We start from the raw sequence: 26,171 nt of genomic DNA on the forward strand, positions 1-26,171 counted from the left end.
GTTTTCGCTCCCGTGTTCGGTTCAGTTTCGTACCCCCGTATACGGATGTTCTATGGAGTTCAGAGAATCCCGTTTCATGCCTTGAGACGGCTACATCTCACCTACCTCATTGAACCATGAACAACCTGACCGAAGTGGGCGCTATCTATCGATTTATGCTATTCACCGAATACGGATGATAGACGGAGGTATCCAAGCGTTGTATTACGCAATGTCGGTCAACTCCAAGGACATCGTGTTCAGTGATACCGTGCAACAAGGAATAAGTAGGGTCGGTAGTGAGATAGAGTGGAACCATGCAAGCCCGTCAAAAACCTGAATTCGGGTCGCCGGATCATCGGCAGATCTACGAATATGTCGAACAAAATGGGTTGGTTGAGCGGCAGGGAGTCATGGAGGCGGTCGGAATGGAGCAGGACCAGTTTGACCATGAAGTGACGATACTCGAACGCGACGGCTATCTCAAAGAGCACGACGGGGCACTATATGTCGCGCTCGAAGCCGGCACTGCAGAGGAGTACAGAACCGACGGCGTCGAGTACGTGATCCGCCCGGCCCGGCAAGAGGATCTCTCAGGAATCATTGGGGTAATTCAGCGAATCACCGAAGAGAAGATGTATCTCGTCGCCGAAAGCGTCGCCGAGCAACTCGATTACGAGGGCGTTCTCATCCGCCACAACGACGTGGAAACCCGGATGTTCTTCGTGGCGACCGTCAACGACGATGTAGTTGGCTGGGCCCACCTCGAGGCCCCCGAACTCGAGAAACTCAGTCACGCCGCTAAACTCACGGTCGGTGTACTCGGCGAGTACCGCCGCCATGGTATCGGGAGTCATCTGCTGCATCGCGGTCTTGAGTGGGCCGCCGCACAGGGCTATCGGAAGGTCTACAACAGCATCCCCGCCACCAATCAGGACGCAGGCACGTTCCTTGAGGAACATGGCTTCGAGACCGAAGCGATCCGCAAGGAACACTACATGATCGACGACAAGTTCGTTGCCGAATTGATGATGGCCAAAAGCCTCTGAGTACCGATGCCTGTATCGATGACCGTTCTCGACGAATACGGAAGTCGGGGATGAACGTTTCTAGGAGATCGTTGTCCTGGAATGGTTGTTCAGAGCCGATCGCCCCGTCACGATTCCCCCAGATGTAGAGTAGTTCTCCGCGTTCGTTGAGCGCTTCGCACTGCGGCGTGATTGCGCCGAGCTGTTCGCGGCCTTCGTCGACGCCATCGAACCACGTGTTCGTGATATCACCAATGTGAATTACGAAATTGAATTCCTCGCCATCCGTCTCATCTACAACCCGCTCTAATAAGGTTACGTCGCCGTGGTTGTCACCCAGACAGAGGAGACGCAGCGTCTTATGACGAGTGCCGCTCTCATACGCTGGAGGACTCGGGGCCGGGACAAGACAGCTTCGATGAGGGTGCGCCGCGGCCAATAGACACATAACCCTCGTGTTCAGTTACTACCGCCAACAGCGGTAGGAGTTAGATGGATCAGGATACAAATCTTCTAGGCATGAGTCGTCGTCAACTACTCACAGCGCTGGCGGTCGGCGGCAGTGTCGCCGGCGGCGCCTTCCTGTTCGGCGATTCAAACCTTCCCGAGACGCGCGTCGCCGATCCAGACGAGGCGAAGCGTCTTGCAGAGGCGTATGCACCGACAATCTACTTCGGGAAGCGCGAGCGGTGGTTCCCGACCGACCCAAGACCGTACACGAGCGAACGCGACGGCGAGACCGTTGTTCACGGGTTCGACGCCGTCGATGGCTACACCGCCGACTTCCGCAAGGGTGGCGACTCGCCGCGGCCGACGGCGTTCTACCACGCCATCGAGTACCCGGGGGCCTCGTTGTCCTGTGTGCAGTTCTGGTTCTACTCGGTGTTCGACCAGTTCTCGACCAACTTCCACTGGCACGACTGGGAGGTGCTCCACGTCTTCGTCGACCGCGACGAATCAGGCGGAACCGGTCGCCCGGTTCTGTTCGTCGCATCGGCCCACTCACAGCGGATGCCGAACAACGAGTACCTCGACCCCGACGTCGAACGGGCGTCGATCATCAGCGAAGTCGGCTCTCACTCTTCGACCCTCGGCCTCAACGCTCGGTCGTCGACGTTCCAGCGTACAAGCATCGACGACCTGTCGCCCGACATCAACAACAGCCCCGTCAAGGTTCGCTCGGAGGGGGCCTCGCTCCCCCTCGCCTACGGACTTCCCCGGGACGAGGGGGCAGGCCTCGCCTACTCGATTCCCGAACTCGACGGCGAACCGCTCCACGAGCACGACCGCCTGCCGAACGTCCGTCCCGAGGACATGCTCCCCGACGACCTCACCGTCGAGTCATTCGCCAATCTGACGCGTCCCCCCGAAGACATCCCGACTCGCGAGTCGGACACCACGTTCGTCCCCTCGGTCCACGCTGACGCCGAGGGCGACGTCGAGTACGAACTCGTCGACATCGATGCCGTCTCCAACATCGCTGACTTCACAGGACCGCAGCTGAGCTTCAGTTTCTCTGTCCCCACCTTCGCAGAAGATGCCATCGGGAAGCACATCACCTCACCCGGAGCGCCGTGGGACCAGACCCGCTTTTCCAACCCCGAGGAGGACATCACCGACTCTCAGCATCGCCAGGCGCTCGCCGACCGGTACGAGCCCATCAAAGCCGACGGGGATGTGATGCATCTTCTCGGTGCGATTCGACAGGCAATCGAAACCGAGGACGCGCCAGGCTCCAACGGGGTCGAACTCAGTTCCCCTTCGACCGAGGCGGTGGCAATCCTGGAGAGCGAGTCATTGGCTGTCCCGACGTTCGGTGGCGTCGTCGCCATTCTGGACCCGCCAGCGGGCGACCACCGCCTGACCGTCAACGGCGCGGGGTTGGCACCCTATGGCGAGACGCTGACCGTCGAGGACGGCGACGAGGCCCTGCCCTTCGAGAACGGTAACCAGGAAAACAACGTCTACCTGGGAGTCGACGGCGAGATTACGACAGCCGCCAACGAGGACGCGGTGAAAATCGAGTGGAAGACAAACGACGGCACCTCTCTCGACGGCCTGACGCTCGACGACGACTTCGCAGGGCGTATCTACGACGGCCGTCCGCCGGGTGAGGAGGGTCGGTTCGGCGTCTACGTTCACCGCGCGGGCGCCTATACCGCGGACATCCGTGACACCGAAGGGAGGCATGGGGCAGTTCGTATCAACCCCGACGAGGACGACGAGACGGTGGACGTCAACGCTATCGAAACCGGGAAGGCGGGGCTGGCTGACTACCTGATCCGCTTCCTCGTGGAGACCCGCGAACAGACTGTCGCTTTCGAGGACGGCTCCAGTGACGGCATCGACGACGTGCCGACGGGTACCGACGTCAGCGACGAAGTGGTGAACCGTGCGTCGGAGCGCGCGAAAGCCAACGTCGGGAACGCCAGCGGCGAGAAGGGGGAGGGCAACGCCGGAAACGGGACGGGAACCGACAAAGAGAGCCGGGGCGAGACGCCGTCGAACGGCACCGGGAACTCGACGCCGACGGGCACTCCAACTGTATCGACAGATACCCCCTCGCCACCGACGGGCATTCCGACCATACCGACAAACACCTCGTCCTCGCAGACGAACACCTCTTCCTCGCCGACGAACAATTCGTCCTCGCCGACAAACACCTCGTCTTCACCGATAAACGCCTTGTCTATACCGACAAAAACCCTGTCCTCGTCGTTGAACACCTCGTCATCGCAGACGGACGAACCCAATGACACCGACTCGGCCGGGGACAACGACGATCCCGGGAAGGGGTTCACGGCACTGCTCACGTCGTTCGACGCCGCGTTGCAAGCCGCCGGTTCGGCCCGTGACGCCGCCAGAGAGGGAGCGAGCTCGAAGGCGGACAAGCATCTGCGGACAGTTCAAGAGCGACTGCAGACCGCCCGACACATCGCCGATACCAGCGACGACCTCCCTGGTGAGCTATCACGGCTCGCAAAGAATCGGGTCGAGCGGATGCTCCCGCGAGTGCAGATGGCGCTCGACTCGGACAGCTAGCGAGAGCGGGCTGAGAAGAGTCAAGGAACGAACCCGTGGCTACTCCGGCCTGTGGAGTCGACTCGTCCCGTCGTCGAGGTCGATGCCGAGATACTTCGCGAACGGGTCGGCGACGACGAAGAGTAGTGCTCTGGTTATGATACATATGTTATCATAAAGAAGAGAGAAACAGCCGGGGTTTGCGTCGATAAAGTAGGCTATGACACATCCTTACTGTCAGCAAAGAACGTCTCTTGTAACGGTGCATCCGCAGAACAGGGCAGAAGGGCAGCAGCGACAGCAGGGGGCCGGTCACCGACCATTTCCTCAGGTGATTGATATAGATACGACACTGAATGCAGACGGTCATCTGGAGTGGTTTCGATGATGGATTCGGAGTCCGCAATCGAGCCAGCAGTGATTCCGAGTGCGCTACGGAACCGCGACCAGTAGGTGTGCTGGCGCGAGGAGCAGCGGGATGGAAAACAGACGAAGATACCAGTGACGCCCGGGGCGGGGTCGTTCGCGTCAGCGACGGATCCGGACACCTGGGCTACGTTCGAGACGGCACGTGACTACGTCGAGGCTGGCAAGGCCGACGGCGTCGGCTTCGTGTTCACCGACGATGATCCCGTTGTTGGCGTCGACCTCGACGACTGTCGCGACCCCGAGACGGGCGACGTCGACGACAATGCGCGGGATATCATAGAGCGTCTCGACTCCTATACCGTGATTTCGCCGTCTGGAACGGGCTACCATGTGCTCCTCAACGGTGACCTCCCTGACGGGCGGAACCGACGGGGCAGCGTCGAGTTATACGACACCGCCCGGTTCTTCACCGTTACCGGCGACCACGTTGACGTCACTCCCACGCACGTTGCTCGCAGGCGGGATGCACACGAGGCAATTCACCGCGAGTACGTTCAGGAGACAGAGCCCGACACAGCGTCCGAGACAGACCGTCGCGGTGCTGCTGATGACGAAGCGTCTGAACCGACGGTCGATGTCAATCTTGAAAACGACGAACTGCTGCAGAAAGCACGGAACGCGTCGAACGGCACAAAGTTCGAGCGCCTCTGGCAGGGGAACACAGCCAGTTACGACAGTCAGTCGGAAGCCGATATGGCGCTGTGCTGTTTGCTTGCGTTCTGGACATGCGTCTACCGCACGTGAGCAGTGGCAGGTTGATCGGACGACGTTCCAGCGGGTCTATGACGTCCTCGTCAGGACGTACAATTCAGCGTCGGCACAGCAATTCGCCGAGTGGGCTGACTGCTCCGAAAACGGTGCGCGGCAAGCACTCGAACAGTTGTCGGAGATGGGGATTGCCGAGCGAACCAACACGCGGCCAGCGACCTACCAGCGTAATCCCTCATACTTCCGCTGGAAACGTGTCGAACAGCTTGCTCGTGAGCACAGTCCGATCGATCTTCGCGCACGAATCGACGACCTCATCGAGGACGACCAGCCTTTCCAAGCAGAGTATGGCGTTCCCGACCCGGACGCTGTCGTCACTCCCGACGATGCGGTCGAGGATCATGAGACAATGCACGAGCGCTGGGACGACCTCACAGAGTGGCGAACGATTCGTCGCGATATCACCGTCCTCAAACGGGCGGTTCAGCGAGCCGAGTCCACGACTGATGATCGAGCACAGGCCTGACCCGTGACAGAGCGACCCGAAGGCCTGAGTGGGCCACTCGATATTCCAACACTCACTGTGATTGCACAGCGGGCAGCCACACATCCATTAGTCAGTGATTGGCAGTTCCGGCCAGATTCGATCACGCCGCGCGTTCTCGAACTCCAAGTGGACTCGGAGCAGTATCCAGCGGCGGTTGATGACGTTCGCGTCGATATTCGATGGTTCGAAGGTGGGGACTACTCCGTCCATTATCTCGAGATATCCGCAGACGAGACGTGGCAATGCCGATGGGATCGCCACCCCAAACCAAACGCACCGACTGGACACTTCCATCCACCACCGACTGCAGAAGACACCGTTGAATCTTCACCACTTGATGCCGGTCATCATCTGGACGTCCTCTTTGCCGTCCTTGACTGGATTGGTGAACAAGTGCAAGAACGCTACGGTGTGTGACAACGGCATTAATGTTGAGAGGCCTGCCCCTTCATTATCGTCCTCAGTCGGCATCCAGTGCGCGCCTCAGCAGATTGCGCTCAGCCCGTTGCAGGTGTTCCGACACCGTCGATTGATCCAGATCAAGTTCGGCAGCGACATCTACGGTCGAAACGCGCCGTGGAATCTCGTAATAGCCCATCTTGTGGGCGGTGTGAACGACCTCGCGCTGTCGATGGGTCAAGGAGTCTAGTACACCAGTAGGGCCGTGATAGTCGGTCATGGCTCGCAAGTCCATCGGGATACCCGCATCAATGTACTGGCCCACCACGTAGGATAGTGCCTCCTGGGTGCCGACGAACGAGATGTCCAGCCCATGGCTGTTTACTGTTATCTCCTCATTCGACACGTTTAGTTCGTGAAGAGGGGGAAGCTCATTCGTCAAGTCGGGGATATCCAGTTTTATGAGATATCCGATGTCCGACGTGGCTTGATTCGTGCGTTCCCACCACGCAACATACTCAAGGGCAGACAGCTGCTCTTCGTCGAACGGCCGCTCGACCTGCATCGCCACGATTCCACCGGGTCCAGTACAAACTGTTGGACGCCACTCCTTGACGCCTGCTTCACGGCATAGCGAGACGAACTCTTCAAGGCTTGGGTGTGAGAACTCCGCCGTGGGGATCCGGACGACGGCTTCACGCTTCATTGCCCTTGCTCCGTTCGGGAGGTGCATAGACGTTTCGAGACCGACGCTGCCGGCGCATTCTATGAATACGTCTATATTATACAGTCCCAGGATAAGGGGTGCTGATGCCTTTCACTTGGCCGTCGTACCGGCAGTCGAGATGACTGGATCGCTGACAACTACGAACGACATCGAGCGGCGAGATGACCGCCACAATCACCTTTCAGATGGTCGCCGACGGCACCGAAGTCACCGTCCACCAGGCAAACATCCCCGATACGATCCCCGACGACGACGCCGAGGCCAGCTTGACCGACTTGCTCGGGAACCTCGCCGACACTGTGGGGGCCTGAAACGATGATCGAAACCAGCGAGATTAGTCTGACCATCCGCCGAACGTTCGATGCGCCACGCGAGCGCGTGTTCCGCGCCTTTGTCGACCCCGACGACCTTGAGGCGTGGCAATCGATTGGAGATCTACCTATCGAGATCCACACGATCGACGCCGAATCCGGGGTTTCGCTCTCAGTGAGTCATTTCTCTGGCGACGATCGCTTCGACTTCGAGGGCGAGTTGCTGGAGGTCGTCGGAAACGAACGTCTCACCTACACCCTTCGAGGAGTCGATGAACCGTATGATGGCGTTGAGAGCCATATCAGCGTCGAGTTCCGGAACGTCGACGAGGGAACCGAAATCGTGGTCACCCAGGAGCAGGTCAATCCTGAGATGGGGAGTGACCTGAAAGCAAGTGACACCGACAGGACGAGAACATAACGGTGTTAAAGAGTCCCAGAATAAGGGGTGCTGATACCTTCCACTCGGCCGTCATACCGATAGCCGAGATGCCTGAACCGCTGACAACGACAAACAACGTTGATAATACGGCAGCGACCGACTCTAGGCGGGCGATTTCGGCGACTGACCTTCGATTTACCTATCATAACGGGACGACAGCTGTTCGGAACCTGACCCTCGATATTCGTGAGGGCGAGTTTTTCGGACTCCTCGGCCCGAACGGAGCGGGGAAAACCACACTTATCAAGCTGCTCGTCACGCTACTGAAGCCAACGACCGGTCATGTAACTATCAACGGCTTCGACACCGTGGAGCAGCCAGTCGCCGTGCGCAACACTGTCGGGTATACTGCGCAGAACACCAGCGTCGATCCTGAACTCACCGCCAGAGAGAACCTCCACTATGCCTGTAAGATGTATCATGTTCCGCAGTCAGAGCGAGCCGACCGAATAGCCGACCTCCTCCAGTTGGTCGGTCTGGAGGACGCTGCCGACGCACAGACGGACACATTCTCCGGAGGAATGCAAAAGCGGCTCGACGTCGCAACGAGTCTCGTCCATCGCCCACCGCTCGTGTTCCTCGATGAACCCACCACGGGGCTCGACCCGAACGCCCGGTTGCGTCTGTGGGAGCACCTCCGGGAGATCAACGCCCAGGGGACCACCGTCTTTCTCACGACCCAGTATCTCGAAGAAGCCGACAATCTCTGTAATCGGCTCGCGGTGATCGCAGACGGAGAGCTCATCGCGCAGGGCTCACCCGCAGAACTGAAACAGCAGGTTGGGGGCGATACGTTGGAGATTACTCTCGAAACCACGACTCCCACCGATGTCGAGCGGGCACGGGAGGCAGTCTTCGAAACCGGCCATCTTAGTGAAGATGCCCACGTCGGGCTTACACGGGACGGCCTCGTCATCTCGTCGATGCGGACACGACAGATCGGAACGAAATTACTCGTGGCCCTCGAAGAACGTGACTTCACCGTGACACGATTCGATGTGCGGTCACCAACCCTCGACGACGTCTTCCTGACGCTCACTGGTGGGACGCTCGACGATACCCACCACCAGGAGCCAGCCGCATCGAGTCCAGAACACGCCAACGACGAGGTGGATGAATGAGGATTGCCGACGTAGGTGAGTACTTTCAACGCTTTCCCGTACCAAAGAGCGCTGTCCTGCAGGATATCTGGACGAATTTCGAACGGTGGAATCTGAAAGCGATCAGAAATCCGTTCACGCTAACGATCTCGTTAGTCATGCCAATCATCTGGCTCGCGGGCTACACCCAGGTGTTCAAATCGTTAACGCTGCTTCCGGGCTTCCCTGCCGAAAGCTATCTGGCGTTTTTCTCTCCAGCGGTCATCATCGTCATGGCGATGTTCGCCGCCGCCACGTCCGGGATGGGCCTCGTTGATGATATGGACACTGGAATCTTTAACAAACAACTCGTCTCACCAATGAACCGGAGTGCGATGGTCGTGGGGAAGATCTGTTCCGAGGCGCTCCGTCTCGCGGTGCAGGTCCTCTTTCTGCTCGCACTAGCAATGGTGCTTGGAGCGCACGTCGTCACGGGACTCGGCGGGATTGTCGCGATCGTCCTGATCGCTGAGTTGTTCAGTTTCGTCTTCGTCGCGTTCTCGAATATCGTTGGACTCGTGACGCACCGCTCGGACGCGACCGCTCTCGTAAGCAACTTTATCACGCTCCCGTTGGTGTTTCTGAGCTCGTCGTTTGTACCGAGGTCGCTCCTTCCAACGTGGATCCAGACCATCAGCACGTTCAACCCCGTGACCTACGGAGTGACTGCAATCCGAGTACTTATGCTCGATGGGTGGGTGTGGACGACGATCGGACCAGCCGTCGTGGTGCTCGTCGTGTTCGATCTCGTACTTGGGGGAATCGCTGTCGTACTGCTTCGTCGTGCGACAGATAGCGAGACCACGCTGGGAGTAGGGGGACACCGATGACGTCGAGAGCCACACAACACGTCGAGACGGTCGTGATCGGTGGGGGTCAGGCCGGGTTGGCCATGGGCTACTACCTCGCACAACACGACCACTCGTTCGTGATCCTCGACGCTGGGAGCCGCGTGGGTGACGCCTGGCGCACCCGCTGGGACTCGCTACGGCTGTTCATTCCGGCCGGCCTCAGCAACCTGCCGGGAATGCAGTTCCCCGCTGCGAACGCCTACTTTCCGACCAAAGACGAAATGGCCGACTACTTGGCGTCGTATGTCGACCGGTTCGACCTGCCAGTACAGCTCGACACGAGAGTCGAGTCGCTCACCCAGAACGGCGATCGCTACGTGCTCGATGCCGGTACGAAGCGCATCACGGCGGGTCACGTCGTGGTGGCGACCGGGCCATATCACCATCCGCACGTCCCTGCGTTCGCCCCGCAACTTGCCCCGTCGATCACCCAGCTCCATTCGAGCGAGTACCAGAACCCCGACCAGCTACCCTCGGGGGACGTTCTCGTCGTCGGTGCTGGCAACTCGGGAGCCGAGATCGCCATCGAGCTCGCTGCTGACCGACGTGTGTGGCTCTCCGGGCCGGACACTGGCCACCTCCCGAAATGGGATGCCGATGACCTCCCTCGCTGGTTGTTTTGGTTTGACGGGCGCATCTTCCAGTGGCTGTTCAGCGATTTGCTGACTGTTGATACGTGGATCGGTCGAAAGCTGAAAAAGCGTGGTCAGGAAGGAGGCGACCCGTTGATTCGTCTCACACCCGAAGACCTCCAACAGGTAGGCGTCAAGCGGGTTCCCCGAGTGAAGGAGGTGGTAAACGGCACGCCACGTCTCGAGGACGGGCGACTCCTCGACGTGGACGCCGTGATTTGGGCAACGGGGTTCCGCCCGGACTTCAGCTGGATTGCGGTTCCTGGCCTGAGCCGTGATGATGACGGCTCCCCAATTCACGACCGAGGAGTTGTGGAAGATGAACCAGGACTGTACTTCCTCGGCCTGCCCTACCAGCGTTCGCTCGTTTCGGCCACGCTCGTCGGTGTTGGTGCTGATGCTCGGTATATCGATGCCCGGATACAAACGCGAACCGACGCTGGCGAGACGGAATGAGCCATCCCGTGGTCTCGGTGTCAGTCAGGCCTCGGCGACCACAGCCTCTAGGTTGTCGAGGATGTTCCCCCAGCCCTCCGAGGCTCCATCGACCATCTGGGCGTCGGGGAGTTCGTGGGTGAGGACGACCTCGGTTCCGTCGTTCGCGTCGTAGAACTCGTAGGTGACGCGGTTCACGCCCTACGGGGTTTCCTCGACGGTTACGATGCGCTCGTTCTCGACGACCTCCTCGAACGTTCCTTCGTTGGTCATCTGGTGCTCCTCAGCCGTCCAGCGAACCGACATCTCGCCGCCAGGCACGAGGTCAAGCGCGTGAACCTCCGCCTCCATACCAGTCGGCACGAACCACTGCTCCAGCTCATCGGGATCCATGAATGCCCGCCACACGCGCTCACGGGGTGCGTCGAACGTTCGCCGGACAGTCAGCTGATTGTCGTCGCTCATTCGTCGTCCTCCAACAGCGCTGCCAGGTTCGCGAGGGAGTCGTTCCACCCCTCGTTGGCGTCGCTCGGGGGAATGGCCTCGGGGATTTCCTCCTGGCGGGCGGTGACCTCAGTCCCCTCGGGGATCGCCTCGAAGGTGACCGTCACCGTCATCTCGCTGGCCATCTCGGGGTCGTCGGTCTCGAACTCGTCGGTGTAGACGATGCGTTCACCAGGCACCAGCTCCAGGTAGGTGCCGCCGAAGGTCGAGCCGTACTCGGCGAGTTCCTCGGTCTCCCCCGTGAACGTCATGCGGTACGTCCCGCCCACCTTGTGTTTAAGATGGTGAACCTCGGCGGAGAAGCCGGTCGGCGGGAGCCACTGGGCGAGCTGATCCGGGTCGAGGAAGGCCTCGTAGACCCGCTCGGGCGGTGCTTCGATGACGCGGCTCACGGTGATGCTCCGTCCTTCGTCCGCCGCATTCGCGTTCGGCGGTCCGCCGCTCATTCGTCGTCCTCCGTCGCGGGCTCGTAGGTGAGCGAGACGACACCCGAGTCGTACGTTGTCGAATCGACCAAATTCAGAGCAGTCCGTTCGCCGCCTTCATCGAAGAGACGCTTCCCATCCCCGAGTACCAGGGGATGGACATTGAGCACGAGTTCGTCGAGGAGGCCATAGTCAAACAGCGAACGGACGAGCGTGCCGCTGCCGACGATTCCGATTCCTTCACCTTCCTGTTGCTTCAGCTCGTCTATCTCTTCCTCGACGTTCCCGGCGATGAGCGTCGAGTTGTTCCATTCGACGTCCTCGAGTGTCGTCGAGACGACGTACTTGGGGACGTTGTTGATGAACTTCGCGATCGGATTGTCGTCGGGTTGCGTGGGCCAAAAGGCGGCGAGTTCCTCGTAGGTGACTCGTCCCAACAGTAACGCGTCCGACGACGCCATCCCCGCCGCGTTTGCTTCCTCTAGCTCCTGGGTCGAGTAGGCTGGAGACCACTCCTCAGGCGATTCCATAACGCCGTCGAGCGACACGGATTCGGTTGCGACTAGCTTCCGCATCGTTCAGACCTCCTTCCCGAGGTGGGTGGTCAGCGAGTCCAAGCTTTCACTCCAGACCGGCTCCATCTCTTTTAGCGAGTCGTTCATTCGTTGTCCTCCTCCTCGGACGGCTCGTAGGTGAGCACGACCACGCCCGAGCTGAACGTCTTCATGTCGACGAGACTCATCGTCGTCGGCGCGTTCGCGCCCTTGAAGAGGCGCTTGCCGTTGCCCTGGACGACCGGGTGGACCATGAGGCGGTACTCGTCGACGAGGTCGTTCTTCATGAGCGTATCCACGAGTTCGCCGCTCCCGTTGACGAGGATGTCCTTTCCGCCCTCCTGCTTGAGCGCGGCGACCGCCTCGGCGACATCGCCGTCAATGATCGTGGAGTTGTTCCACTCGGCCTCCTCGAGACTCGTCGAGACGACGTACTTCGGAAGGTTGTTCATTCGGTCGGCGAAGCCCGTCTCATCCGTCCGGTCGGGCCAGGCGTCTGCGAATGATTCGTAGGTCGTCCGGCCCAGCAGGAGCGCGCCCGACGCGAATAGTTCGTCGTGCTTGTACTCCTGCTGTTCCTCGCTGAAGAACGCGAACGACCACTCCTCCGGCGCCTCCATGACGCCGTCGAGCGTCAGGAACTCCGAGACGATCAGGTTTCGCTGGGACGATGCGGTGTTAGTATTGTTATTCATTCTTTATCTTCCTCCAGATGGATGGCCAGCGCGTCGAACCGGTCTTCCCAGAAGACACGGTATCGGGTAAGCCATCCAAATGCGGCGCTTAGTGGTGCGGCGTTTAGGTGGCAGCGCCGAACTCGACCGTCCTTCCTGTTGTCGATCAGACCAGCGTCCTCAAGCACATGGAGGTGCTTGGAGACGGCGGCTAAGGAAACGTCGTGCGGTTCAGCCAGTTCGCTGACGTTCTCCGGCCCGTCAGCCACCTGTTCGAGGATGGCCCGACGGATGGGGTGTGCCAGCGCCTGGAAGACCGCATCGAGATCGAGGTCGTCCGGCAGTTGTTCAACCATCCGGTTGAATGAACAACTAGCATATACTTAACTCTTTAGTTTAATGAACTCGTTATGATGTCTATCGGTTGTTCACCGGATTGGCAGCACATTCACGAAAATTATTACGCTGGATTCGGTCATACTCCAGGACGAGACTTGACAGATGTATCCTCTATTCAGCAGGGTATTTTTGGTAGATGATAGGTATATCCCAAAAACAATGTGTTACTAATCTGAGTCTGCCGAAGAGCGATGCGGCGAGATTTCGGAAGCGGAGACGTGAGACTACTGTCCGAGAATCCCGCATTCGCACCCATATGAACGCTGTATCCATCGCCGGTACCGGCTCGAACTGTAGCGGATTTAAGTACTCCTGTCCTGAATCCTAAAAAGAAGGACGTTTGTCGGAACGGTTGGCCTCTTATTCCAAACTCGCAATCCCCGACTCAACCTTACCGTGACACGAGGCGCAGAGCGTGGTTAGGTTCAAAAGTTAATGGGCTTCGCTCGTCTCTCGACGACGACACCGACGCACGGTACGGCGCTAGATCGCCTCTGTCCCCGGCTTGGAAGGGTCATGCCACTACACTTATCTGCTACGAAAAAACCGACGACGAGCGGTATCGCCGAACACTTCTCCAGAAACACCTCGACTCCGGCCGGAGGTTGTTATAGTGAGCAACCGAATTGCAGAGCATGACCGGTCCACATCCAGCGAAATTCGAACTGGAGAACGCCCGCGTGTACATCCACGTGAAAGACAAGGCGTCGGGGGCGAACGTCACGCACATCGATATCGAACACCCGGCGCTCGACGAGATCATCGAACCGAACGAGAACAGCTTCGTCGGCGGCAAAGACGGCGGCGTGTTCATCGGCCTCAAAGAAGAAATGATTGAGCGGGCCGAGACTTACGTTGACGCCCAGGACTGACCGCCAGACCGTCGTCGAAGTGATCGCCACCGCCGCGCTCGAAGTGGACATCTCGATCGAGGGTAACATCCTCCGCGCCGTAAACGGTAGAGGAGGGTATCACACCGATCAATTCCACCCTCTGCTTCGTCCGATAGTGGCCTGCTCCTATTCATATCAATTACCAATAATTTTCTCCGGTGGAGCTTCGATCTCCCGTTCGGGGGAAATGCTTTCTTCCGCGGCGATACTACCACCGGCCACAGGATGACCGACGCCGAGGACTGGCAATGTAGCGATTGCGGCACGCTTATCAACGGGCCGGAGACGCGAAAGTGCCCGATCTGCGGTGGGATCAACTTCTACCCGCTTGCTGACGAGGTTCCAGGTGGTCAAGACGGGACGGTGACGATCGAGATCGATCTGGACGAGGCCCTTGATCACCTCACGTCCGAGGAGTCCTGAGCGACTCCATCGACGATGAAATCATGCCGATCAATTACCTGCTCACCGGGCCACCCCGGAGCGGCAAAACCACGGTCATCCAGCGCGTTGAGGATCGTCTCGAATCACAGGGCTACCAGGCGGGCGGAGTCTACTGTCCGGAACTGCGCTCGGATGGCGATCGGGTCGGCTTTAAAATCGTAGACGTCATGACCGGCGACGCGCGGATCATGGCCTACGTCGATCGGGAGGAGGGTCCGCAGGTCGGGAAATACCGCGTAGACGTTGCTGCCGTGGATGCGGTCTGCTCGTCGGCGTTCCCGCGTGCGTTCGACGGCGCGAATTTTCTGATCGTCGACGAGATCGCTCCGATGGAAGTCTACAGCGAAGCATTCGTCCAGCAGGTTCGCTGCGCGCTTGATGCCGACCTTCCGCTCATCGCCGCCATCCACTACCACTCGACGGAGGGGTTCATTGGAGAGGTTAAGGATCGCGACGACACCAAGATAGTCGAAATCACGGAGGATACACGGGACGACCTTCCTGCAGAACTCACAGAGCGACTCCTCAAGACTTTGTGAGCCACCGAGATGGCGTCATGTCCGCACCCTCTCCTCGCCGGTGGCTGCAAACTCGACGACGAACGTCTCCTCGCCCGTGTGATCAATAGAAGCGATGGTCAGCGGGTCGATGTTCACGCCGTACTCATCGAGTTCATAGATCAAGTCTTCGAAATAATCATAATCACAGCACATCCGACAGAACGGTCCCTCGAAGCGCACGCGAAATCTATCCCCATCCTGATCGACGAGTGTGGCCGTCGCCATCGACCCCCGGTACTCATTGTAGGTTTCGATGGCCGCCGCCAATACCTCCGCAGAGACGGACATACGAATGTATACGTGTTGTCCCCTTCTGAGCGTTATGACTGTCGCCTCGGCGGTTCAGCGACCTCGCTTTCTACATAATCCTGAAGGTAGAAGTCCTGCTCAGATCAATGATCTACAGGTTGACCAAACGAGATAATGTGGCTAGAGCATCTCATTTTGTTTCCCGTCTAAATCGAACCGGCACACCGACAACTTATCGAGCTACTGGCGTAGCTGCCACCAGTGTCTGGCGTTTTTCGCCTGCACACCGAACACTCGTTTCGCTGGGACGGCGTTCGACGCCCTCCACGTTACGCGATTCGAGGTCGGCTAGCGAGATTTTCGAGTACATGGTCGGAAATTGGACGCGCGCGGGCAAAAGGCGAAGACGCTCAGGCGCATCTTCTTTGGTAGGGCGGTTTGCCGATTGACAGGGCGATTTTACGCGTCGGCTGTCCGTTCAAAATTTTCTCGACTACAGTACTGCGATGAATCGAGTTCGCGTCTCCGAGTATCTCTATGTTGTGTGTTCGAGAAGTAACTCGGGGCTCACTCTGCGTCGCTTTCCGGCGGCAGTATCGTCGAAATTCGGGCGTTCTCTTTGAGCCGAATTCCGCCGGAACTCACCGAAAGCGGCACGCGATCGAGTTCGGTGACCCACAGGGTCGGGTGGAACGCCCCGCGCTCGCGGACCGCGGTCCGCGTCTGAACCAGCAGCGACTGGTCGGTCGAGAACGACTCGTTGTACTCTATGAGGTACTGCCCGCCGTCTAAGTGCCACCACTGGTAGTCGTCGTCCTCGTTCCGCCACTGTTTGTCGTGCGCCGTGAGCGTCGCGTCTTCGAGTTCGCCGCCGCCGAAGTCCACGCGACCGGGATCCTCGATCTCGTAGATTTCGTCCACTGTGAGGTCGAGACCGCGGTCGGTCACTTGCGTCTCCTCGTGGAGCAGGCCGTCGACGATGGTGGTTAGTTCGCTCGGTCGCATGGTCCCCAATAGGTACGAGTGCCATGGACAAAAATGTCGGACCTGGCGTTACTCCTCCACGACGACCCGACTGCGTTCGGCCATGTAAGGATGTCCGTATCCGCAGTAGACGGTGCACACGAAGCCGAAGGAGCCGGTCGTCTCGACAACGAATCCGAGTTCGGTGGGGACGTTCGCGTGGTGCCAGATGTTCAGCGGTGGCGCAAGCATCCACGTCCCGTCGTCGGCCCACCACGAGCCGTGAGGGCCGCCGGGACCGTGGGGTCCCTGACCGTGATGACCCGGCCGTGAGGACCGCCGAACGGGCCTTGCCATCCGCCGGGCGTCTGGACCAACAGGGTCGTCGTGGACGATACTGAGGCTGTGGTCGGGATACGCCGCTTCGGCGGCCTCGTGGAGTTCTTCGAGGTCCGTTCCTCGCGGAGCGGGAATTGTCTCCTCGTTTCGCCGTTCGCGAGTCTCCGAACTCGGAATCCCCTCGCGGACCGCCGGTGGAAGCTCTTCGACGGCGGCATCCGATTCGACGTTGAAGGCGGTGAGGCGAAGTTCGTCACCCGGTGAGAGCGTCAACTGGTCGAGTTCGTCGCCGTTCTCGTCTAGCACGAAGAATCCCCAGTGGTACGACCCGACGTACGCTCGGACTGTCCGCTGCTGGACGGTGGCGGTGTTCCCCTGAGTCGCGATCCCACCCGCGAACCCCCGGCGAGCATCACACCACCCAAGAGTGCCAGCGTCTCGCGACGCGATACCGGTCTATACGATTTCTCCCCTATGGACTGAGGTTCGCCCAACTCATCCTCAACTATTCCTCACTCCCTCGCGTCTCGACCGGCCCGAATAGAGACGAGACACCGAAAGGACGAAACACGACCAAAAGAACAGAATGTCGACCGGGAGGTCACAGGAACCGCAATCCGTCGTCGGCGTCGAGGATGCGCCGTATCGACCCCCAGATCGACACGAGCGTGTAATCGCCGGTGACCCCCCTCTATCTCGCTCTCGCGGACGATTTCGAGGTCGAATCCCTCACCCGAGGCTATCCGCCGTGAGTGTGCGAAGATCGATTTCCTTGGAGGTGAACCAGAGATGGACGGGCCGCAGTTCGGAACGATGCCCCAAACGCAGGCGCCGTTCGATCAGTGACATACTCGCCCACCGTAAACGGTGGGATTCTCTCGCTGTTTGAAGATAGGTGAGTGACATCCTCCCGCGCCTACAGACGCGGGCCTCCCACAAGCCGGTCTTGCTGAGTTGGGATGTTTACGGTTCGCACCCCGACGAGGTGCTGGCGATGGCACGTAGCCGGTACTCCTATCGTGTCCGGGGAAACGGACGGGACTCGGAGGTACCTGGTTGTTTTGTGTCGGTTCGCCGTCCGAGGGCTTACTTGTTTGATGAGGCAAACACCGAGTCAACTGCCAGTTTTCGGACTGTCAGAACCCGATGGGGGTACCATCGAATCGACACTGAGGGATACGCACGGAGAGCACCTAAGGCTGTACCGTACAGTGAAAGTAACCAAAGACGGCGATTCATCCCCGCCCTCAAGGGCGTGGTATTCTCGCCTGCAATTCTATAAAAACCGATGACGAGGTCGGAGCCCATGAAGATGAGAACCGTCGCTGGGAACATGGCCTTCACTCGGGAGAAATAGTCAGTGACGGAAAATACGTCTGGTAGAACGCGTTGTCGAAGGAAATGAGTGCATCAGCGTCAGCGACAGCGTGACCACCGATGACGAAATCCGCGGCAATATGCTGGCGTGGCACGAGATCTTCGCCGCACTCCTCGCAGGTGACGGTCTGTTTCGTGCCACACGATGGGCATTGGAGGCCATCAGGTCGGTTCTCGGTGTACTGCTGGAACTGTTCGCCAGCCCGAAATAGTGCCTCTTCGGATGGCTCTACGAGCTGTATACTGAAGTCCGTCAGGAACTGAGTGAGTTCGGACGCAGTATCGAAATGGCCGTCAGCCGCGAGTTCCGCATAGACGACCGACGTGATGACGACTCGTCCTTCTTGGTAGGCACGCCGGAGCTCTGTTTCGCTGGTGTCGGCGTAGTCGTCCTCGTAGAGGAGTGCGAGCAAGGCGTTCGTGTCGACCGCTGTCGTCACGCTTCGACCTCTGAGTCAGCGTCTTCGTCCGTCTCGTCGTCGACGTCCCTGGGGTATTCGCCGCGGAGCCGGCGCATCCGCTCGGGCATCGTCTCGTCGCTCTCGGCGCTACCTCGATACTTCTCGAAGGGGTCGTCGCCCTCCGCAGTGGTTGGTTCTTCCTTCCGGATCGTGTAGCCGGAATCGGTCTCCTCAAAGGCGAGTTCATCGCCCGGCTCGATCCCGAGTGCGTCGCGAATCTCCTTTGGAATGGTGACCTGGCCTTTGGTGGTGACGCGTGGCATCGTCCTCATTACTGAGTACAGGGTAATACCTGATGAGTATTACGGCAAATATCTAACCTACGCTACTCTATAAAGACCTGTTTTCTGAACCCTCAAGCAGCAGCCGTCTTGTTTGCACACGATACAGCTATCGCCTGTTCTCGCGTTTCTAGGATACATGAGCGAGGCGAAAACGGACGAACCGACCGGGAAGCTCGTCGTGGGAACATTCCTCACGCTCGATGGGTGCCACTGGTCGAAGCCCAACGCCGCGAAACAGGCGTTCACGGCGTGATCCCACGGATGCCGTCGTCTACCGCGACGGAATGATGCGTGCCCGCGTTATCGGCGACCCCGCCCAGCTCCAGGAGATGTTCGAGCGTGATCCGGTGGACATGGAGGTCACCATCGAGGAGATCGGCGAATTCCGCGGGAACATCGACACTGCATGGGCGAGTCTCAGCGCTCGCCAATGCGAAGCCCTCGAGATCGCCACTGACCTCGGATACTACGAACAGCCCCGCGGTGCCACGCTGAAATAGATCGCCGCCGAGCTCGGCTGTGCGCCACAGACGGCGAGCGACCACCTTCAGAAGGCGGAGGGAAAGTGATCACCGCGGCGCTCGACGAGTTCGGTCCCCTGGAGTAGGAGTCGGTCGACCGACACTTCCCGTCGGGCACCCAATCGGACCGTATCACGCCACGTCGATGAGCACGTTACCCGTTTTCCGTCCGCTCTCGACGTATCGATGAGCGTCGGCGATCTCGTCGAGCGGATATCGCCTGTCGACGACCGCTCTCACTTCGCCCGCTTCGACGAGTTCGACGAGGGCCTCCACGTCCTCGGGCGCGTACCCAGCGAGGGACGAGATGACGGTTCTCTCGCTGGTCAAGTTCGTCCAACCACCCCTGATTCGCCCGAGCAGCGTTGGATTGCCTAGGACGTAGCGACCACCGGGCGACAGACAGCGAAGTGTGCGCGAAAACGGACTTGTACCCACGACGTCGACGACGACGTCGTAGTGCTCGCCGCGGTCGGTGAACTCCTCTCGCATGTAATCGACGACGTAGTTCGCCCCGAGCGAGCGCAGCACGTCCAGTTTCTCTCCGCTATCGACACACGTCACGTCGGCTCCCCAGGTCGTAGCGATCTGGACGGCGTACGTGCCGATGCTGCCACCGGCCCCGTTGATCAGGACCGCGTCGCCGTCCTCCACGTTCGCGCTCCGCAGGAAGTGCATCGCGTTTAGTCCGCCCGTCGGCAGCGTGGCGGCCTCCTCGACGGTCATGGGTTCCGGTATCCTCGCGATGGGATACGACTCGGGGAGACTGACGTACTCGGCAGCCCCGCCAAACCGGAACGACGTCGCGGCGAACACCTGGTCGCCCGGCACGAATCGCGTCACGTCGTCGCCGACCGATTCGATCTCCCCGGCGACCTCCTGCCCGGGGACGACCCGATTCCGCTTCCAGAGCTTCACGTAGAGCCAGACTGGGAGTCGAAAGGAGAGCGGGAGGTCGAGCCGTCGGAACTCGCAGTCGCCCGCGGTCACGGTCGTCGCACGGGTCCGTATCAGCACCTCGTCGTCCGCGGGTGTCGGCTTCTCGACCGCCGTGAGTTCGAGGACGTCGGGCGAGCCAAAGCCACGCATGACGACGGCCCGCATCTCTCTGGTTTCGATCATCGCTGGCAGCTCGTTCCCGGCGACAGGCTCGTCGCCTCCGTCGCCGTTTCTGGGGTGCTCACGCCCGTGACCAGAAGCCCCGCAATCCTCGAGAACGCTCCAACGGTCGCCAGTATCGGTCGGACGGTGACGAATGCCTCCAGCACCGGTCCGATGACAGCGATTGACTCGACGCTCGGGAGCCTGGTCATTTTACTCGAAACGAACTGAGTTATCCTAAACGTGCCGGTCTGCTCCCATTTCCGTCGTACGGCGCCACAGTCCCGTGACAGATCCGCGCCCTGTATTCAGCACGGCCACTGAACCTAACACCGCAAGAGGGTTTCAACAACGCCGCTAGGCCATCGTGATACGCTATTTGGTGCAAGCTTCGGAAACGGTGGTGGGGTCGACACAGTCGGAAGAGTTGCCCCGTTAGTGACCTCCTCCACGCCGTGAACGGCGTGGCATCCCACCATGGGATATCGGCCACTAGCCTTTGAGGTTCTAACCCGCACTCTCACAGGAACCGGCGACATCTCGGAAGACACAGTCTTCCGACGAGTCCGCGAGAGCTCTGCTCTCGTGAGACACCGGGGGAACCTCTCGGTTTGACTCCCGTGCTAGGGCTATGGCCCGGTCACACAGGCCCCATCTCCGACCGAGTCATCGGCATACGTGTGTTCTCTGGTATGACTCTCTCCATCGGAGTAGCACGTCCAAACACGTAGTATAGACGCTTAACCGTACCGCCGTGGGATATCCGCCCCCGCAACCGACGGTAGGTAGTTGGCCGGGCCTCCCGTTCGCCCCGCGCCTCAAGACGCGGGTCTGCACTACAAACTACTATCAACAACGGTGGCTTCAAACGAGTCCCTATTGGATCATCCGTCTCACCGTACGTGCTGATATTTTGCTGGTTTGGACGATGCATCGACAGAATTCGAGCTCGAAAGCCCCCGCACGCTCGACATTCTTCTACAGAACGTCCTGACAACCTAGATCCTATCCTATCTAATTACAGATATAAAGGTTGATGACTAAGAACCACGACTTTCAGTCATGGACAAGCGTTACGACGTGATTATCGCCGGTGCTGGGCCGGCGGGGGCACAATGTGCGCGCGATCTCGCCGCGAGGGATTACGACGTGCTTGTCCTCGAAACTGAGTCCGAGGAGGAGTTCCCGCGCCAGAGCAACAAGTCGACTGGGGGGACGTTCCCCTCGATGCTGGCGTCCTTCGGCATCCCCGATGACGTCGTGATGCACTTCACCGACAAGGTCGTTCTAGAGTCACCGAACGACCATTTCGTCAATCAACAGGCTGGCGCGGTGCTAGAGTTTGCAGACTTCAAACGTTTCCTCGTTGGGGATGGCCGGAACTCGGGTGCCGAGTATCGCTTCGACGCCCGCGTCACTAATCCAGTTATCGAGGATGGCAAACTTGTCGGCGTAACGTACGACGGCTCGGAGATCGCATATGGCGATATCATCGTCGACGCATCGGGTCCAAGCGCTCCGCTCGCGAAGATGCTCGGCGTTAGCGATTTGCAACGCGAGAACCAGGCAATCGGCGTCGAGTACGAACTTGAGGGAGTCGACCTTCACGGCGACGGGCACACCGATCTCACCGACGCAATGATGCTCCGGCTTGATCATGACATCGCGCCGGGAGGGTACTCATGGATCTTCCACACCGGCGAGGACACGGTGAAGGTCGGTCTTTGCTATATTCAGAACGACAGCCACGATCGATACGCTACCGATGACATGGGAATCGATGACTACCTGAATCACTGGCTTGAAACCGACATGAGATTCGAGAATGCGACCCGCCTAGAAGACAAGCAACACCGCGGCTCCGCACACATCCAGCTTCCAGGGAAGTTGAGTACTGATCGCTTCATGGCCATCGGCGACACCGTCCCGACGGTCGATCCCATCTGGGGCGAGGGCATTCACAAAGCCATGCGATCGGCACGAGCGGCGGCAGTCACAGCTGACAAGTGCCTCACTGAAAACGACACCTCCGCCGAGAACATGTCTACATACGATGACCTTTGGCATACCAATGTGGCGCCACGGAGTAAGGCCAGGCTGCTGATCGCCGAACTCCTGTATCTCGCACCGAACGATCGGTATGACGCGTTTATGCGCGACCTGAGGAAGGCCGACATGAACACGCTGAAGAACGCCAACGAAGGGAACAAGCTCGCCCTTGTAAAGCTGTTCAAACCGAGCGATATCCCACTGCTACTCCGGTTTGCAAAGCAATGGTATCGAGACGGGTTTCGCGGCCCTTCGTGAGTTGCATCTCCATACGTGATAGAAGTTGTTGGAGCCCCCGCTTCCCGAGGAGAGCGACTTGCCGCTTCACATATCACTGCCCCAACGTTGGTTATGCACGGTGAGGATTTACCAGCAGTGCTTCAGGACATGCACAGAAGACTCGCGGAGGAACTCACCAATGCCACGTAGAGTTTACGTAATTGCAGGCGAGAAAGCCTCGCCCTTGAGGGCGGGGATGAATCGCCGTCTTTGTTCACTTTTACTGTACGGTACAGTCTTCGGTGCTCTCCGTGCGTTTTTCTGGGTATCCGACGCGGTACATCCGCGCCCATACCGGGACAATCGGACAAATTCGGACTTCCCGGCCGAGGCTCGAAGTACCCCTTCGGGATCGGTTGGGTACCGACGCTAAACAACCAAGTACCTCCGAATCCCTCACGGGAGAGGAGTAACGGCTACTTGGCATGGCCAGCACCTCGTCGGTGTGTAAACCGTAAACTCCCGACGAACCAACGACCGACGTTGTGGGAATCCTCGCCCTTCAGGGCGGGGAGGATGTCAACGTGATTCCAGATGCTGGGCACGCTTCAAATATCGATAACTCTGTGTTCTTCTTGACGGCAGTACAGGAGTCCCTCTCCCGGATCACTCCAAAACCGAGCCAGTAGTGATCCAGTCCTACTTGCCGGTTCGCCGCATCGATCCTCTGTATGCGGCACGCAACTCCTATCAGTTTCGGAGGGTTTCAATTAGGCCATAGAGGCGGCTCATATCAAGCCTGCCTCTTCGAACGCCTCGTTGACAACGTCGGGTGTCGGTGCATTCAGGTACGGTTCGATCGCTTAGAAGGAGTCCCAGCCGCCGACAGCCATCACGACGCGGGGGTTCATCTGGCGGTCGACGAGGAGGCGCTGTGCAAACCGGCGACGGAGATCGTGGGTACTCACATAGCGGAAATCATCGTCGCCGGTCTCGTCGGCGGCGCGTTCGGCAGTCCGTTTGACAATGTCTCGAACGCCGCGCTCAGTGAGATCGACGAGCGGATCAGCATTCGGTAGGGTGGAGCCTCCTTCCTCAACGAACGAAGTGAGTAGGGAGGAGAGGAAACCCGTTCAAGAAGGCTTAATACACCCGAAATCGTATGATAATCTACTGCTGCCTTGGCACAAGCCCAAGACAGTAGGTGCCATGAGTAAACTGGCACCTGTGGTGCGGGAGTACCGCACCCTATACTCGGGAACGACGACCGCGAACGTGACGCCTTTGGCCTCTCCGTCCCCATTTTGGGGTAGAGCGAGAGAACACCGGGAATTAAATCAGCGGGACAATCCTCGTCGCCGGTCGGAATGGGACGTGTCAAAAACACACCCATGCAGGTGGCAGGACGGAAAGAGAAAGCCGGGCCGCGTCCATGCATGGGGTCGCGGGGCACACTGTCGTTGCGGTAAAGCCCCGCCCTCAAGGAGTGACCGACCGCCGCAAGGCGCGAGGGAGCGAGTAGGGCGGGGTAGTTTACTAGATGCGATATCCTCGTGGGTTTGATAGCGATGAATATCGCTTTCGACGTCTGTGGCCAGGTAGGCGTCGCGAGGTTTCCCACCGCTTCCAGTCGTATCCTTGCCTTCTGAGACACGAAGACGGTAGTAATCGCCGTCGGCTGTGCGCTTGACGTGTTCCGAGTGAATCTGTGGGATCTCTTCTCAAAGAACAATAGCTCCTTGAACCCGCCATTTAGCCGAGAAACATTGATTGCAACCGAGTCTGCATTGCTCAGTAATGGAAATAGATCTCGAAGCATACTCGGTGGAGTGCACCGAGTGTGAGATGTCCGAGGATACGGACGATTATTCGTCATTGCATGATTTTGCCCAGAAACACGTCGACCACACCGGGCATGATATCCGATGGACTCAGGGCTCGGCAGTGCCGGATATTTCGGTATCGGAATCGACCGACTATCACCTTCGGTGTAAGACATGCGATGATTCGTGGTCGTTCGACTCACGATCCGACGCTGAAGCGTACCAAGCAGAACATGCAGAATACACCGACCACGAGGCAGCTGATAAGATCGAGGAAGCGGTCTCATGGATAGCCGACTGTGACAGCTGTAGGGCGTCACAGGAATTTGCGACGCAAACCGAAGCGGAGAAGTGGCGAGACGAGCATCGAACCGAAGACCATCAGACAGGGGTCAGAACAGTGGACGAGAGTACTCGTGAGCAACAGACGGAGTCAACGCAGGCTGATACGACTCTTGTCGAGACCGGGCGGTCAAAGTCACAGCGAGACCGACTGAAAAACATCAAAGCACTCATCTCCAAACTCGAAGATGAGTGTGAAGATGGCGCACCCGTGCCTGTAGTGGTAATCGAGGCGACGACAATTGGGATGACGCAGTCTACAGCCCAGACAGAACTCGTGAACCTCAAGCAGAAAGGAGAGGTCTATGAACCCCAATCCGGATTTTTGCGGACGACATAGATTCGATGGCTAAACGTGACCCAGACACCGTTCAATTAAAATTCGAGAATGGAAATCTCGTCGAGCGATCAACGGAGGGTGAGTCACCGACTGACGAACACATGGTTGACCCAATTGAGCCGGGTGACCAGACAGGATTCGTTGTTGAGGTGAAAGCCGGTGCCATCGACGTGAACAACACACTCCCTGAGGTCATCGAAACCCACGGTCGGACGCTCGATTTCGGATCAAGATCACACGCCGAGGCCTACGCGAGCCAGCTGTCAGCACTCGATGGTTCACTCCGGATTCAAGCTGCACCGGAGAACGAACCCGATGATATCGATGCCTATCTTCTTGCCGACCACACGCCGTCGATTACAGAACCGGCTGACATCGACGGGAAGACGTGGACGTTCGACGTCGGCGCGAATCTCTATGGGACACTTGGAGAGGCGATTCTGATGGCCGCCCCGAAACCTCGGGCACTCTACTACTATGTTCGGCAGGATTTGGAAATCGATGACGGTGAGCTTGAGTCTGGACTGGCCCTCGAGGTCGAGACGAGCAAGCCAATCTTGGTTGACCTTCCAGACGGAGCAAGACGGTGGACTCCCGACTGTGTCGTGCAGGCCATGGACGGGTGGGATGGGCGCGTACTGGCGAGGTACTACTGTGAGATCAAGACCGGCAACGCGTCGTTCGAGCGGTCACAGGTTACGGTGATGGAGGAGCTAGCAAAGACTGAGCGAGTATTAAAAATACGGGTTAGAATTGACGATCTCCCAGACCAGTACTCACTCCGAATCCACGAAGTCGTGCCATCGGAGTGATTGTACGAAGTGCTCGCAAGGAGGGTGATCGATGATCGAATACCCCGCCGCGAAGCCGACCGTACCACAGCCTGCGTGCTCCACACCGATCCAGAGTCTGAATTTCGCTTCTAATTATAAGGTAGGACTCTTTAATGATCCACGTTCACTCATATTCACAACTAAAGAGATGGGACAACCATATAGATAT

The 26,171-nt window shown here is 58.8% G+C and carries 28 protein-coding genes and 5 pseudogenes; 17 read left to right on the top strand and 16 right to left on the bottom strand.

Translation table 11 applies throughout. The features are described from left to right. Window positions 1-296: 296 nt before the first annotated feature. Window positions 297-1,028 (top strand): GNAT family N-acetyltransferase, encoded by a 732-nt coding sequence (locus LIW51_RS26755; RefSeq protein ID WP_227378488.1) that lies wholly within the window; start codon window positions 297-299, stop codon window positions 1,026-1,028. A gap of 139 nt (window positions 1,029-1,167) precedes the next feature. On the opposite strand, the pseudogene LIW51_RS39495 reads toward LIW51_RS26755, so the two are convergent. Further along, window positions 1,168-1,455 (bottom strand): annotated as a pseudogene (locus tag LIW51_RS39495) (hypothetical protein); the annotation flags it as partial. A 44-nt stretch (window positions 1,456-1,499) separates the two neighbouring features. Between LIW51_RS39495 and LIW51_RS26765 the strand changes: the two are divergent. From LIW51_RS26765 to LIW51_RS26780, 4 genes and pseudogenes are all read left to right on the top strand, one after another. Further along, the gene (locus LIW51_RS26765) at window positions 1,500-4,049 is read left to right on the top strand and encodes a hypothetical protein (protein ID WP_227378489.1); all 2,550 of its coding nucleotides are present in this window, start codon (window positions 1,500-1,502) and stop codon (window positions 4,047-4,049) included. 432 nt (window positions 4,050-4,481) lie between these two features. Then, window positions 4,482-5,198: pseudogene (locus LIW51_RS26770) on the top strand (phage NrS-1 polymerase family protein); the annotation flags it as partial. Continuing rightward, complete coding sequence (locus tag LIW51_RS26775; RefSeq protein WP_227378491.1) at window positions 5,170-5,691, top strand: DUF7342 family protein; 522 nt, start codon at window positions 5,170-5,172, stop codon at window positions 5,689-5,691. The pseudogene LIW51_RS26770 and the gene LIW51_RS26775, both read left to right, overlap by 29 nt. A 3-nt stretch (window positions 5,692-5,694) precedes the next feature. Beyond that, window positions 5,695-6,129, top strand: coding sequence for a toxin-antitoxin system TumE family protein (locus LIW51_RS26780; protein ID WP_227378492.1), 435 nt, complete (start codon window positions 5,695-5,697; stop codon window positions 6,127-6,129). 43 nt (window positions 6,130-6,172) lie between these two features. Here LIW51_RS26780 and LIW51_RS26785 read toward each other — a convergent pair whose 3' ends face one another. Then, entirely contained in the window at window positions 6,173-6,817 is a 645-nt protein-coding gene (locus tag LIW51_RS26785) for a helix-turn-helix domain-containing protein (protein ID WP_227378493.1), read from the bottom strand. A 182-nt stretch (window positions 6,818-6,999) separates the two neighbouring features. Here LIW51_RS26785 and LIW51_RS26790 point away from each other — a divergent pair, with 182 nt between their 5' ends. From LIW51_RS26790 to LIW51_RS26810, 5 genes are all read left to right on the top strand, one after another. Beyond that, on the top strand, window positions 7,000-7,149 hold the full coding sequence (locus tag LIW51_RS26790) for an SRPBCC family protein (protein WP_227378494.1): 150 nt from the start codon (window positions 7,000-7,002) through the stop codon (window positions 7,147-7,149). A gap of 4 nt (window positions 7,150-7,153) precedes the next feature. Next, window positions 7,154-7,570, top strand: coding sequence for an SRPBCC family protein (locus tag LIW51_RS26795; protein ID WP_227378495.1), 417 nt, complete (start codon window positions 7,154-7,156; stop codon window positions 7,568-7,570). A gap of 68 nt (window positions 7,571-7,638) precedes the next feature. After that, a complete protein-coding gene (locus LIW51_RS26800) occupies window positions 7,639-8,712 on the top strand; it encodes an ABC transporter ATP-binding protein (RefSeq protein WP_227378496.1) in 1,074 nt (357 codons plus the stop codon). Then, entirely contained in the window at window positions 8,709-9,560 is an 852-nt protein-coding gene (locus tag LIW51_RS26805; RefSeq protein WP_227378497.1) for an ABC transporter permease, read from the top strand. Before LIW51_RS26800 ends, LIW51_RS26805 begins: the two co-directional genes overlap by 4 nt. Further along, a complete protein-coding gene (locus tag LIW51_RS26810; RefSeq protein ID WP_227378498.1) occupies window positions 9,557-10,669 on the top strand; it encodes a flavin-containing monooxygenase in 1,113 nt (370 codons plus the stop codon). The genes LIW51_RS26805 and LIW51_RS26810 overlap by 4 nt, the downstream gene beginning before the upstream one ends. 24 nt (window positions 10,670-10,693) lie before the next feature. On the opposite strand, the pseudogene LIW51_RS26815 reads toward LIW51_RS26810, so the two are convergent. From LIW51_RS26815 to LIW51_RS26835, 5 genes and pseudogenes are all read right to left on the bottom strand, one after another. Continuing rightward, window positions 10,694-11,113: pseudogene (locus LIW51_RS26815) on the bottom strand (SRPBCC family protein). After that, a complete protein-coding gene (locus LIW51_RS26820; RefSeq protein ID WP_227378499.1) occupies window positions 11,110-11,598 on the bottom strand; it encodes an SRPBCC domain-containing protein in 489 nt (162 codons plus the stop codon). Before LIW51_RS26820 ends, LIW51_RS26815 begins: the two are co-directional and overlap by 4 nt. Continuing rightward, entirely contained in the window at window positions 11,595-12,152 is a 558-nt protein-coding gene (locus tag LIW51_RS26825) for a dihydrofolate reductase family protein (RefSeq protein WP_227378500.1), read from the bottom strand. Before LIW51_RS26825 ends, LIW51_RS26820 begins: the two co-directional genes overlap by 4 nt. A gap of 83 nt (window positions 12,153-12,235) precedes the next feature. After that, window positions 12,236-12,826 (bottom strand): dihydrofolate reductase family protein, encoded by a 591-nt coding sequence (locus LIW51_RS26830; RefSeq protein WP_227378501.1) that lies wholly within the window; start codon window positions 12,824-12,826, stop codon window positions 12,236-12,238. Then, window positions 12,823-13,161 carry an ArsR/SmtB family transcription factor gene (locus LIW51_RS26835; protein ID WP_227378502.1) on the bottom strand — a complete coding sequence of 113 codons (339 nt, stop codon included), beginning with the start codon at window positions 13,159-13,161 and terminating at the stop codon, window positions 12,823-12,825. Before LIW51_RS26835 ends, LIW51_RS26830 begins: the two co-directional genes overlap by 4 nt. A 678-nt stretch (window positions 13,162-13,839) precedes the next feature. Here LIW51_RS26835 and LIW51_RS26840 point away from each other — a divergent pair. The 3 genes from LIW51_RS26840 (at window position 13,840) to LIW51_RS26850 (ending at window position 15,080) form a co-directional block, all read left to right on the top strand. After that, complete coding sequence (locus LIW51_RS26840; RefSeq protein WP_227378503.1) at window positions 13,840-14,076, top strand: hypothetical protein; 237 nt, start codon at window positions 13,840-13,842, stop codon at window positions 14,074-14,076. A gap of 246 nt (window positions 14,077-14,322) precedes the next feature. Next, window positions 14,323-14,520, top strand: coding sequence for a hypothetical protein (locus LIW51_RS26845; RefSeq protein ID WP_227378504.1), 198 nt, complete (start codon window positions 14,323-14,325; stop codon window positions 14,518-14,520). 23 nt (window positions 14,521-14,543) lie between these two features. Next, window positions 14,544-15,080: an NTPase gene (locus LIW51_RS26850; RefSeq protein WP_227378505.1), complete on the top strand. Its 537-nt coding sequence runs from the start codon at window positions 14,544-14,546 to the stop codon at window positions 15,078-15,080. A 15-nt stretch (window positions 15,081-15,095) separates the two neighbouring features. On the opposite strand, the gene LIW51_RS26855 is transcribed toward LIW51_RS26850, so the two are convergent. The 5 genes from LIW51_RS26855 to LIW51_RS26875 form a co-directional block, all read right to left on the bottom strand. After that, complete coding sequence (locus LIW51_RS26855) at window positions 15,096-15,389, bottom strand: hypothetical protein (protein ID WP_227378506.1); 294 nt, start codon at window positions 15,387-15,389, stop codon at window positions 15,096-15,098. A 528-nt stretch (window positions 15,390-15,917) separates the two neighbouring features. Beyond that, the gene (locus LIW51_RS26860; protein WP_227378507.1) at window positions 15,918-16,355 is read right to left on the bottom strand and encodes a dCTP deaminase/dUTPase family protein; all 438 of its coding nucleotides are present in this window, start codon (window positions 16,353-16,355) and stop codon (window positions 15,918-15,920) included. Between the two features lie 48 nt (window positions 16,356-16,403). Continuing rightward, window positions 16,404-16,958: a cupredoxin domain-containing protein gene (locus tag LIW51_RS26865; protein WP_227378508.1), complete on the bottom strand. Its 555-nt coding sequence runs from the start codon at window positions 16,956-16,958 to the stop codon at window positions 16,404-16,406. 1,034 nt (window positions 16,959-17,992) lie between these two features. Further along, on the bottom strand, window positions 17,993-18,469 hold the full coding sequence (locus tag LIW51_RS26870; RefSeq protein WP_227378509.1) for a PIN domain-containing protein: 477 nt from the start codon (window positions 18,467-18,469) through the stop codon (window positions 17,993-17,995). Beyond that, window positions 18,466-18,753 (bottom strand): AbrB/MazE/SpoVT family DNA-binding domain-containing protein, encoded by a 288-nt coding sequence (locus LIW51_RS26875; protein ID WP_227378510.1) that lies wholly within the window; start codon window positions 18,751-18,753, stop codon window positions 18,466-18,468. Before LIW51_RS26875 ends, LIW51_RS26870 begins: the two co-directional genes overlap by 4 nt. 308 nt (window positions 18,754-19,061) lie before the next feature. Here LIW51_RS26875 and LIW51_RS26880 point away from each other — a divergent pair, with 308 nt between their 5' ends. Next, entirely contained in the window at window positions 19,062-19,274 is a 213-nt protein-coding gene (locus LIW51_RS26880) for a helix-turn-helix domain-containing protein (protein WP_227378511.1), read from the top strand. 153 nt (window positions 19,275-19,427) lie between these two features. On the opposite strand, the gene LIW51_RS26885 is transcribed toward LIW51_RS26880, so the two are convergent. Beyond that, on the bottom strand, window positions 19,428-20,417 hold the full coding sequence (locus tag LIW51_RS26885) for an NAD(P)-dependent alcohol dehydrogenase (RefSeq protein ID WP_227378512.1): 990 nt from the start codon (window positions 20,415-20,417) through the stop codon (window positions 19,428-19,430). Beyond that, complete coding sequence (locus LIW51_RS26890) at window positions 20,414-20,608, bottom strand: hypothetical protein (RefSeq protein WP_227378513.1); 195 nt, start codon at window positions 20,606-20,608, stop codon at window positions 20,414-20,416. The genes LIW51_RS26885 and LIW51_RS26890 overlap by 4 nt, the downstream gene beginning before the upstream one ends. 850 nt (window positions 20,609-21,458) lie before the next feature. Between LIW51_RS26890 and LIW51_RS26895 the strand changes: the two genes are divergently transcribed. Then, complete coding sequence (locus LIW51_RS26895) at window positions 21,459-22,703, top strand: digeranylgeranylglycerophospholipid reductase (RefSeq protein WP_227378514.1); 1,245 nt, start codon at window positions 21,459-21,461, stop codon at window positions 22,701-22,703. Between the two features lie 749 nt (window positions 22,704-23,452). Here the strand turns inward: LIW51_RS26895 and LIW51_RS26900 are convergent. Both LIW51_RS26900 and LIW51_RS26905 read right to left on the bottom strand, forming a co-directional pair. Continuing rightward, window positions 23,453-23,731, bottom strand: a pseudogene (locus tag LIW51_RS26900) (tyrosine-type recombinase/integrase); the annotation flags it as partial. Between the two features lie 479 nt (window positions 23,732-24,210). After that, window positions 24,211-24,382, bottom strand: a pseudogene (locus tag LIW51_RS26905) (site-specific integrase); the annotation flags it as partial. A 79-nt stretch (window positions 24,383-24,461) separates the two neighbouring features. Between LIW51_RS26905 and LIW51_RS26910 the strand changes: the two are divergent. Together LIW51_RS26910 and LIW51_RS26915 are read left to right on the top strand one after the other, a co-directional pair. Beyond that, window positions 24,462-25,169: a hypothetical protein gene (locus tag LIW51_RS26910; protein ID WP_227378515.1), complete on the top strand. Its 708-nt coding sequence runs from the start codon at window positions 24,462-24,464 to the stop codon at window positions 25,167-25,169. 5 nt (window positions 25,170-25,174) lie between these two features. Continuing rightward, window positions 25,175-25,981: a DUF8081 domain-containing protein gene (locus LIW51_RS26915; protein ID WP_227378516.1), complete on the top strand. Its 807-nt coding sequence runs from the start codon at window positions 25,175-25,177 to the stop codon at window positions 25,979-25,981. The last annotated feature ends 190 nt before the right edge of the window (window positions 25,982-26,171 follow it).

The sequence above is a fragment of the Haladaptatus halobius genome (assembly GCF_020618475.1).
Classification (GTDB): Archaea; Halobacteriota; Halobacteria; order Halobacteriales; family Haladaptataceae; genus Haladaptatus; species Haladaptatus halobius.

What these genes read in the sequence shown, in the direction of transcription:
- LIW51_RS26840 (WP_227378503.1), top strand. Translation starts at nt 13,840, where the DNA reads ATGACCGGTCCACATCCAGCGAAATTCGAACTGGAGAACGCCCGCGTG.
- LIW51_RS26860 (WP_227378507.1), bottom strand. Translation starts at nt 16,355, where the DNA reads ATGCGACCGAGCGAACTAACCACCATCGTCGACGGCCTGCTCCACGAG.
- LIW51_RS26790 (WP_227378494.1), top strand. Translation starts at nt 7,000, where the DNA reads ATGACCGCCACAATCACCTTTCAGATGGTCGCCGACGGCACCGAAGTC.
- LIW51_RS26850 (WP_227378505.1), top strand. Translation starts at nt 14,544, where the DNA reads ATGCCGATCAATTACCTGCTCACCGGGCCACCCCGGAGCGGCAAAACC.
- LIW51_RS26785 (WP_227378493.1), bottom strand. Translation starts at nt 6,817, where the DNA reads ATGAAGCGTGAAGCCGTCGTCCGGATCCCCACGGCGGAGTTCTCACAC.
- LIW51_RS26875 (WP_227378510.1), bottom strand. Translation starts at nt 18,753, where the DNA reads ATGCCACGCGTCACCACCAAAGGCCAGGTCACCATTCCAAAGGAGATT.
- LIW51_RS26755 (WP_227378488.1), top strand. Translation starts at nt 297, where the DNA reads ATGCAAGCCCGTCAAAAACCTGAATTCGGGTCGCCGGATCATCGGCAG.
- LIW51_RS26765 (WP_227378489.1), top strand. Translation starts at nt 1,500, where the DNA reads ATGGATCAGGATACAAATCTTCTAGGCATGAGTCGTCGTCAACTACTC.
- LIW51_RS26890 (WP_227378513.1), bottom strand. Translation starts at nt 20,608, where the DNA reads ATGACCAGGCTCCCGAGCGTCGAGTCAATCGCTGTCATCGGACCGGTG.
- LIW51_RS26825 (WP_227378500.1), bottom strand. Translation starts at nt 12,152, where the DNA reads ATGCGGAAGCTAGTCGCAACCGAATCCGTGTCGCTCGACGGCGTTATG.
- LIW51_RS26855 (WP_227378506.1), bottom strand. Translation starts at nt 15,389, where the DNA reads ATGTCCGTCTCTGCGGAGGTATTGGCGGCGGCCATCGAAACCTACAAT.
- LIW51_RS26880 (WP_227378511.1), top strand. Translation starts at nt 19,062, where the DNA reads ATGCGTGCCCGCGTTATCGGCGACCCCGCCCAGCTCCAGGAGATGTTC.
- LIW51_RS26820 (WP_227378499.1), bottom strand. Translation starts at nt 11,598, where the DNA reads ATGAGCGGCGGACCGCCGAACGCGAATGCGGCGGACGAAGGACGGAGC.
- LIW51_RS26830 (WP_227378501.1), bottom strand. Translation starts at nt 12,826, where the DNA reads ATGAATAACAATACTAACACCGCATCGTCCCAGCGAAACCTGATCGTC.
- LIW51_RS26805 (WP_227378497.1), top strand. Translation starts at nt 8,709, where the DNA reads ATGAGGATTGCCGACGTAGGTGAGTACTTTCAACGCTTTCCCGTACCA.
- LIW51_RS26835 (WP_227378502.1), bottom strand. Translation starts at nt 13,161, where the DNA reads ATGGTTGAACAACTGCCGGACGACCTCGATCTCGATGCGGTCTTCCAG.
- LIW51_RS26795 (WP_227378495.1), top strand. Translation starts at nt 7,154, where the DNA reads ATGATCGAAACCAGCGAGATTAGTCTGACCATCCGCCGAACGTTCGAT.
- LIW51_RS26915 (WP_227378516.1), top strand. Translation starts at nt 25,175, where the DNA reads ATGGCTAAACGTGACCCAGACACCGTTCAATTAAAATTCGAGAATGGA.
- LIW51_RS26895 (WP_227378514.1), top strand. Translation starts at nt 21,459, where the DNA reads ATGGACAAGCGTTACGACGTGATTATCGCCGGTGCTGGGCCGGCGGGG.
- LIW51_RS26910 (WP_227378515.1), top strand. Translation starts at nt 24,462, where the DNA reads ATGGAAATAGATCTCGAAGCATACTCGGTGGAGTGCACCGAGTGTGAG.
- LIW51_RS26800 (WP_227378496.1), top strand. Translation starts at nt 7,639, where the DNA reads ATGCCTGAACCGCTGACAACGACAAACAACGTTGATAATACGGCAGCG.
- LIW51_RS26845 (WP_227378504.1), top strand. Translation starts at nt 14,323, where the DNA reads ATGACCGACGCCGAGGACTGGCAATGTAGCGATTGCGGCACGCTTATC.
- LIW51_RS26810 (WP_227378498.1), top strand. Translation starts at nt 9,557, where the DNA reads ATGACGTCGAGAGCCACACAACACGTCGAGACGGTCGTGATCGGTGGG.
- LIW51_RS26885 (WP_227378512.1), bottom strand. Translation starts at nt 20,417, where the DNA reads ATGATCGAAACCAGAGAGATGCGGGCCGTCGTCATGCGTGGCTTTGGC.